This is a genomic window from Propioniciclava soli, assembly GCF_014858005.1.
Classification (GTDB): Bacteria; Actinomycetota; Actinomycetes; order Propionibacteriales; family Propionibacteriaceae; genus Propioniciclava; species Propioniciclava soli.
On the sequence record NZ_JACYOT010000020.1, the window covers coordinates 64,433 to 71,605 of the forward strand.

The following is a 7,173-nucleotide window of genomic DNA, read 5'->3' on the forward strand; positions in this document are numbered from 1 at the left end:
ACCCCGACATTTCTGCGGCCGGGGCCGCGGCCCGGCGCCTCGGCGCGTTGGTTAGGCTGGGGCCGTGAGTCAGTACCCATCCGGGCCGTCGGGCCGACAGCCGAGCTGGCAGACGCCCCAGTACGCGCCCAGCGGCTCCGGCCGCCCGGCGGCGCCGTGGCCGCAGGCGGCCTGGCCCGCCCAGGCGCCGTGGCCGAGCCAGCGCCCGGTGCCGCGGCAGGTGCAGCGGGTGCCGTTCGGCGCGCCCCCCGGCTGGCCCGCGCCCCCGCGGCGTCCCCCACGTCGCCGGCGCCGAGGCGGCCTGGGTTCGCTGCTGACGCTGGTGTTGCTGTTCTGGGGGTTCACCACCGTGTCCTCCGGGCTGCGTGACTTCGTCCAGCCGGCACAGCCCTCCTCGCCGGGCAGCTCGGGCTCCGCGTCCACCCCGAGCGGCGGTGTGGGGGGCTATGAGAACGAGAGCTACAGCCCGCCGGCGGCCGACCTCAACCCCCCGCCGGTGCCGGGCCCGCGCAATTTGAACGCCGCCGAGTCGCTCGTGACGGCCAACCCGGTCTACGACCAGAGCGTGCCCACACCCACCAACTGTCCGATGACCGACCTAGACATGCGGACGGCCGGGCGCGCGACCATGGAGGACCACCTGAACGACCAGATGGGCTGCCTGATGCGGGTGTTCGCCGCCCCGGTGGAGGCCGCGGACTTCACCATGCCCCGCCCGCCGGTGACCGTCTACGACCGCCCGATCCGCACCGCCTGCGGCGACTTCGGGGAGGTCAACGCCGCTTACTGCACCGGTGACCAGCGCATCTACTACGCCCAACCCCTGCTGCAGTCCTTCCCGGCCGAGGTGTCCGGCACGCCGTACGCCGCGGAGATGATCATCGCGCACGAGTTCGGCCACGCCGTGCAGGCACGGACGGCCGTGCTCGTCTCGGAGAAGATGCTCGAGCAGCAGGCCCGCTCGGAGTCGGCGGCGCTCGAACTCTCCCGCCGCACCGAGGTGCAGGCCGACTGCCTGGCCGGGCTGTACGTCTCGTCGGTCGCGCAGAGCCAACAGATGGGCTCGGCCGAGCTGGCCGGGCTCGGCGCGCTTGCCCACAACCTGGGCGACGACGTGCTGAGCGGCCAGCCGAACATCGACGGCGGGCACGGCACCGGAGCTGCCCGGCAGGACTGGTTCAACCGTGGGCTCGGCAGCGCCGACCTCGCGGTCTGCAACAGCTTCGTCGCCGACGCCACCGAGGTGCGCTGAGCCGGGCGGGACGCCTCAGGCGCGATCGTCGGCGAGCAGCCCGTAGACGAGGGTGTCGGTCCACTCGCCCTTGATCCACCAGTTCTGGCGCAGGTGCGCCTCGCGGGTCATGCCGAGCCGCTCGGCCAGCGCGGCGGACGCCTCGTTCCGGGCGTCCATCTGGGCCTCCACCCGGTGGATCCCCGCCGCGAACACGGCGTCCAGCACCGCCGTGGTGGCCTCGGCCGCGTAGCCGTGGCCGGACGATGCGGTGGCCAGCACCCAGCTGATCTCGGCGCGGCGGCCCGTCGCGTCGTTGAGCCAGCAGGTCACGTCACCGATCAGGGTGGGGCCGTGTTCCACGGCGACGCAGAGCGTGCGGGACTCGGTGTCCAGCCCCGTCTGGCCCAGGCGCTGGTCGACCCGCTCACGGGCGACATCGGGCGTCCACGGTTCGTCGAGCAGGTAGCGGGCAAGATCCGGGTCGTCGTAGACGGCCAGCAGCGGGCCGGCGTCGTCGGGCCGGAACGCGCGCAGCGTCAGCCGCTGCGTGACCAGGGGCAACTCGATCGCCATGTCCCCCCACTCAGTCGGTGGCGTCCCGCACCAGGGCGGTCGCGATCGCGGCGACGCCCTCCCCCCGGCCGGTGAGGCCGAGGCCGTCGGTGGTGGTGGCCGACACGCTGACCGGGGCGCCCAGCGCGTCCGTCATCACCCGCTCGGCCTCGGCCCGACGCGCGGCCATCCGTGGCCGGTTGCCGATGACCTGGACGGCCACGTTGCCGATCTCGAACCCCGCCGCCCGCACCCGGCGGGCGGTCTCGGCGAGAAAGCTGACGCCGGACGCCCCGGCCCACGCCGGGTCGGCCGTGCCGTACTGGGCCCCGAGGTCACCGAGCCCGGCGGCCGAGAGCAGCGCGTCGCAGGCGGCGTGGGCCGCGACGTCGCCGTCGGAGTGGCCGGCGAGCCCGGCCGGTTCGTCCGGGAAGTGGAGCCCGGCGCACCACATCGGGACGCCCGCGCTCAGGGTGTGCACGTCGGTGCCGAGGCCGACCCGCATCAGAGCTGGCCCCGGGCGACGAGCGCCTCGGCGATCACGAGGTCGAACGGATCGGTGACCTTGAACGCCTCCCGCGCCCCGGCCACGAGGGTCACCTCGTGGCCGAGGTACTCCGCGGCCGCGGCGTCGTCGGTGACCAGGGTCCCCGACTCCTCGAGCGCTTCATGGGCGTCCAGCAGCACGGCCCGCGCAAACCCCTGCGGCGTCTGGACGGCCCGCAGGGACGACCGGTCGACCAGGGCCGACGGGCCGTCGTCGGTCACCTCCCGGATCGTGTCCGCCACCGGCAGGGCGGGCACCACGGCGTCCGCCCCCGCGCGCACCGCGGCGATCACGCGTACGACGACGTCGGGTGGCACGAAGGCGCGGGCCGCATCGTGCACGAGCACGACCTCGGCGCCGGCCAGCCCCCCGTGCAGGTCGAGCAGGGCGAGGCCGTTGGCGACCGAGTGCTGCCGCTCCGCTCCCCCGGCCACGATGGCACAGGGCACGGGGGCGTCCCCGAGGGCGGCCTCGAAGGCGTCCTCGGTGCCGGCGGCGACGACCACGATGCACACGCCCACGCCGCCGGCGGCGAGCTGGTGCACCGACCGCGCGACCAGCGGGACGCCGGCCACCTCGCGCAGCGCCTTGGGGTGCTCTCCGCCGAGGCGGGAACCGGAACCGGCCGCCACCACGATGGCGACGACCGGTGCAGCGGTGTGCGGCGATTCACCCATGGTCAGGAGGCGAGCACCTCGTCGAGGAGCACCTCGGCGCGTTCCTCGGCGACCTTCTCGGCCAGCGCGAGTTCGGACACGAGGATCTGGCGGGCCTTCGCCAGCATGCGCTTCTCTCCGGCGGAGAGGCCACGCTCCCGCTCGCGGCGCCACAGGTCACGGACGACCTCGGCCACCTTAATCACGTTGCCGGAGTGCAGCTTCTCGAGGTTGGCCTTGTAGCGCCGCGACCAGTTGGTCGGCTCCTCGGCGTGTGCCGCGCGCAACACGCCGAACACCCGCTCGAGGCCGTCGGCGTCCACGACGTCCCGCACCCCCACCAGATCGAGATTGCACGCTGGCACCCGGACGACGAGGTCGTTCTGGCCCACGATGCGCAGAACGAGGTAGAGGCGTTCCTCACCCTTGATCGTCCGCGTCTCGATGTCTTCGATGACGGCCGCACCGTGATTGGGGTACACAACCGTTTCGCCGACAGTAAAAGTCATATTCGCTGACCCCTTCCCGTGATCGATTGTAGCACGGTGATCTGACCGCAGCCCGATCAAAGACACTAGCCAGAGGCACTTGGGAGGGTTGACAAATCACCGTGGCGTATGCCCGGGCGCGCGACATGTGTGGCGGGGGGCGACGTGGGGGGCTGGATTGGTTATCCTGTGGCCGACGTCTGAACCTGTCCCGAGGAGCCACGATGCCCCGCAGCACCACCGCCCGCCGTTCCTGTCGCGTCGCACTCGCCGGCATCGGCGCCGCTCTGCTGCTCAGCGGATGTGGTTTCGCGGTCCAGACCCTCCAGCCCTACACCCCCGCCCAGGGGGTGAACGTCGATGCCGGCGACGTCCTGGTGCGCAACCTCCTCATCGTCGCCGACGGCGAGGGCGGCGGCATCATCTCGGGCAGCCTGCTCAGCTCGGTGGACAACCGCGTGACCGACATCAACGTGACCCCCGTGCTCATGGACGACACCGATGGCACGCCGCTCGAGGTGTACGGCGCCGACGACGTGGAACTGCCCGCGAACCGCCTCGTGGCGTTGTCGACCGAGGGCGAGCAGGTGCAGGTGAGCGGTGAGGATCTGAGCCCCGGGCTGACGGCGCGGTTCGTGCTGACCTTCGAGTCCGGCGCGGAGGCCGCCGTCACCGCCCCGGTCATGGCGTTCGACCAGGCGATGTATGCCCCGCTCTCCCCCACCGCGCCGCCGACCACCGCGACGCAGACGCCCATCGCCAGCCCTGCCGCGCCGACCACGGCTGCCGTGCCGGCGATCACGCCCACCACCACCCCCTGACCGTCGCGGTCAGGGGCGACGGCCGGGCCGGCGCGCGGCTCAGCCGTTGAACTTGTAGCCCAACCCGCGCACGGTGAGCAGGATCTCGGGACGCCCCGGGTCCGCCTCGATCTTGCCGCGCAGTCGTTTGACGTGGACGTCAAGGGTCTTGGTGTCGCCAACGTAGTCGGCACCCCAGATGCGGTCGATCAGTTGGCCTCGCGTCATGACCCGGCCACTGTTGCGCAACAGCATCTCCAACAGCTCGAACTCCTTCAGCGCGAGCCGCACGGGTTCGCCGTCCACGAAGACCTCGTGTCGTTCGACGTCCATCCGGACGCCGGACGCCTCGATCACGTCGGGCAGCAGCTCGCCCTCCTGGCCCCGCCGCAGGACGGCCCGCACGCGGGCGAGCAGTTCGCGGTGGCTGAACGGCTTGGTGACATAGTCATCGGCCCCCAGCTCGAGCCCGACGACCTTGTCGATCTCGGCGTCCCGCGCCGTCACCATGATGATCGGCACCGAGCTCTTCTGCCGGAGCCTGCGGCACACCTCGGTGCCCGACAGACCCGGCATCATGAGATCGAGCAGCACGATGTCGGCACCGTGGCGGTCGAACTGGGCGAGCCCCTCCGCGCCGTCCGCCGCGGTCACCACGTCGAACCCCTCGCGGGTGAGCATGAAGTCCAGGGCCTCGCGGTAGCTCTCCTCGTCCTCGACGATCAGGACGACGGTCATGGGTGTTCCTCCTGGTTGGGCGTTCCGGCGGCGGACGCCGCAGCGGGTGGGGGCGTGGGGGCAGGTGAGGGCGCTGCGGGCAGCGTGAGCGTGAACGTCGACCCGCTGCCCGGCTTGCTCCAGACGTCGATCGTGCCGTGGTGGCCCTCGGCGATCTCGGCGACGATCGACAGGCCCAAACCGGTGCCGCCGGTTTCGCGGCTGCGGGCGTAGTCCACGCGAAAGAACCGCTCGAAGACGCGTTCGAGGTCGTCCGGGGCGATGCCGATGCCGTTGTCGGTGACGGCGATCGCGACGGCTCCGGCGTCCGCCTGACGGGTGGTGACCACGACCCGACCGCGCTGGTCGGAGTACGCCACCCCGTTCTGCACCAGGTTGGTGAGCGCCGTGACGAGCTGGGCGGCGTCGCCCAGGACGTGCAGGCCGGACGTGCCGCCGGTCGTGAGGGTGATGGACCGCTGCTCGGCGAACGAGCGGCTCCGGTCGAGGGCCTGGCGGACGAGACCGTCCACGTCGACGACATCGGGGCGTCTCGGCAGTTCCCCTCGCAGACGCGAGAGCTGGATGATCTGGGCGACGAGCTGACCGAGCCGGGAGGCCTCCGCCTGGATGCGTGACGAGAAGCGGCGCACGGCGACCGGGTCGTCCGCGGCCTGTTCGACGGCTTCGGCCAGCAACATGACCGCGCCGATCGGCGTCTTGAGCTCATGGGTCGAGTTCGCCAGGAAGTCACGGGCGGCCTCCTCGACGCGCAGGCCGGGGGCACGGTCGTCGACGACGGCGAACACCAACCCGTCCCCGAGGGGCAGGACCCGGGCGGCCAGGGGGCGCGGGGGGCGTCCCGCACGGGGGACCTCGAGGTGCACCGAGGCTGGCTCCCCCGTCCGCCGCACCTGCCGCACGAGATCGAGCAGGCCGGGGATGCCCACCCGGTCGCCGATCACCACCCCTTCGGTGAGGGCGGACTCGTTGGTGGCGCGGACGTCGTCGGCGCTGCCCACGACGACCGCTGCCGACTCGAGGGCCGCGACGACCTCGCGCAGCTCACCGACGGGATCAGCCTCGGGAACGGGTTCGGGGTCGGCGCGGTGTCGGACGACCCACGACGCCACCCAGCCCCCCAGGGCGCCGACGAGGGCACCGAGGAAGGCGGTCAGAAGCGGGTCCACGCCGCCGATCATAGGGCCGACGACCCGGGTGACCGCGCGGCGAAGCGCCCCCCGGCCACGGCCGGTCGGCGGGAACCGGCCGGCTGTTCACGATAAGTTCATGTGTGCGTGGGCCGGAGTTTTCGAGCCAACCTAGGGTTGGGCTCGGCGTTGATCGTGGTCGGTCCGCCGGGAGGAGACAACGATGGATCCGCGTCCCATGCGGGAGACCTATCACGAGGCGCTCAGCAAGGTCGTCGACGACCTCGTGTCCATGACCAACCGCGTTCAGACGGCCGTGGACGGCGCCACCGTGGCGTTGCTGGACGCTGACCTCACGGCCGCCGAGAAGGTGATCAGCGAGGACGCCGACCTCGACCGGCTGCACGACGACGTCGAGAACCGTTGCTTCGTGCTGCTGGCCCGGCAGTCACCGGTGGCCGGCGAGCTCCGCACGATCGTCGCGGCGCTGCGCATGGTGGCCGACCTGGCTCGCATGGGCGACCTCGCGGCGCACATCGCGAAGATCGCCCGCATGCGATACCCCAAGCACGCCGTGCCCGAGTCGATCGAGCCGAACTTCCAGCGCATGGCCGTCCTCGCCACCGAGATGACCGAGATCGCCGGCCGGACGCTGCGGGAGCGCAACATCCTCGACGCGGAGAAGATGGCCGACGACGACGAGGAGATGGACACCCTGCGCACCATGCAGTTCACCGAGCTGTTGGGCGACGAGTGGGCCCACGGCGTCCAGGCGGCCGTCGACTGCGCCCTGCTGGGCCGCTACTACGAGCGCATCGCCGATCACGCGGTGATCATGGGCAGCCGGGTGATCTACATCGTCACGGGCCTGCACCCCGAGGGCGACAACTGGTCCATCGCCTGACCCACGCACGCACACCGCGGCCGCTCCCGTCAGGGAGCGGCCGCGGTGTGTGTGGGGCGAAGCCCCCCAAGGGAGGGCGCAGCCCCGACGCCACCAGCGGTAGGGGGCTAGGGGACGAAGCCCC

At 72.1% G+C, this 7,173-nt stretch carries 9 protein-coding genes; 3 read left to right on the plus strand and 6 right to left on the minus strand.

Translation table 11 applies throughout. The annotated features are described in order from the left end of the window. Window positions 1-64 precede the first annotated feature (64 nt). Complete coding sequence (locus IFY26_RS18300) at window positions 65-1,252, plus strand: neutral zinc metallopeptidase (RefSeq protein ID WP_232550026.1); 1,188 nt, start codon at window positions 65-67, stop codon at window positions 1,250-1,252. Between the two features lie 15 nt (window positions 1,253-1,267). Here IFY26_RS18300 and IFY26_RS16145 read toward each other — a convergent pair whose 3' ends face one another. The 4 genes from IFY26_RS16145 to IFY26_RS16160 are packed head-to-tail and all read right to left on the minus strand — an operon-like array spanning window position 1,268 to window position 3,498. After that, window positions 1,268-1,807, minus strand: a complete 540-nt coding sequence (locus tag IFY26_RS16145; RefSeq protein ID WP_232550027.1) for a GNAT family N-acetyltransferase — start codon at window positions 1,805-1,807, stop codon at window positions 1,268-1,270. A gap of 10 nt (window positions 1,808-1,817) precedes the next feature. Next, on the minus strand, window positions 1,818-2,291 hold the full coding sequence (ispF, locus tag IFY26_RS16150; protein ID WP_232550028.1) for a 2-C-methyl-D-erythritol 2,4-cyclodiphosphate synthase: 474 nt from the start codon (window positions 2,289-2,291) through the stop codon (window positions 1,818-1,820). Next, on the minus strand, window positions 2,291-3,010 hold the full coding sequence (ispD, locus tag IFY26_RS16155; RefSeq protein WP_232550029.1) for a 2-C-methyl-D-erythritol 4-phosphate cytidylyltransferase: 720 nt from the start codon (window positions 3,008-3,010) through the stop codon (window positions 2,291-2,293). Before ispD ends, ispF begins: the two co-directional genes overlap by 1 nt. Before the next feature lie 2 nt (window positions 3,011-3,012). Continuing rightward, complete coding sequence (locus tag IFY26_RS16160; RefSeq protein WP_232550030.1) at window positions 3,013-3,498, minus strand: CarD family transcriptional regulator; 486 nt, start codon at window positions 3,496-3,498, stop codon at window positions 3,013-3,015. Window positions 3,499-3,701: 203 nt separating this feature from the next. On the opposite strand from IFY26_RS16160, the gene IFY26_RS16165 reads away from it, so the two are divergent. Then, entirely contained in the window at window positions 3,702-4,298 is a 597-nt protein-coding gene (locus IFY26_RS16165) for a hypothetical protein (protein ID WP_232550031.1), read from the plus strand. 39 nt (window positions 4,299-4,337) lie between these two features. Here the strand turns inward: IFY26_RS16165 and IFY26_RS16170 are convergent, their stop codons facing one another. Then, the gene (locus IFY26_RS16170; RefSeq protein ID WP_232550032.1) at window positions 4,338-5,015 is read right to left on the minus strand and encodes a response regulator transcription factor; all 678 of its coding nucleotides are present in this window, start codon (window positions 5,013-5,015) and stop codon (window positions 4,338-4,340) included. Next, window positions 5,012-6,184, minus strand: a complete 1,173-nt coding sequence (locus tag IFY26_RS16175; protein WP_232550033.1) for a sensor histidine kinase — start codon at window positions 6,182-6,184, stop codon at window positions 5,012-5,014. The genes IFY26_RS16170 and IFY26_RS16175 overlap by 4 nt, the downstream gene beginning before the upstream one ends. A gap of 199 nt (window positions 6,185-6,383) precedes the next feature. Between IFY26_RS16175 and phoU the strand changes: the two genes are divergently transcribed. Next, on the plus strand, window positions 6,384-7,049 hold the full coding sequence (gene phoU, locus IFY26_RS16180) for a phosphate signaling complex protein PhoU (RefSeq protein ID WP_232550038.1): 666 nt from the start codon (window positions 6,384-6,386) through the stop codon (window positions 7,047-7,049). The last annotated feature ends 124 nt before the right edge of the window (window positions 7,050-7,173 follow it).

Excerpts from the sequence above, each read along its gene's own strand:
- ispF (WP_232550028.1), bottom strand. The coding sequence starts at position 2,291 with ATGCGGGTCGGCCTCGGCACCGACGTGCACACCCTGAGCGCGGGCGTC.
- ispD (WP_232550029.1), bottom strand. The coding sequence starts at position 3,010 with ATGGGTGAATCGCCGCACACCGCTGCACCGGTCGTCGCCATCGTGGTG.
- phoU (WP_232550038.1), top strand. The coding sequence starts at position 6,384 with ATGCGGGAGACCTATCACGAGGCGCTCAGCAAGGTCGTCGACGACCTC.
- IFY26_RS16165 (WP_232550031.1), top strand. The coding sequence starts at position 3,702 with ATGCCCCGCAGCACCACCGCCCGCCGTTCCTGTCGCGTCGCACTCGCC.
- IFY26_RS16160 (WP_232550030.1), bottom strand. The coding sequence starts at position 3,498 with ATGACTTTTACTGTCGGCGAAACGGTTGTGTACCCCAATCACGGTGCG.
- IFY26_RS16145 (WP_232550027.1), bottom strand. The coding sequence starts at position 1,807 with ATGGCGATCGAGTTGCCCCTGGTCACGCAGCGGCTGACGCTGCGCGCG.
- IFY26_RS16170 (WP_232550032.1), bottom strand. The coding sequence starts at position 5,015 with ATGACCGTCGTCCTGATCGTCGAGGACGAGGAGAGCTACCGCGAGGCC.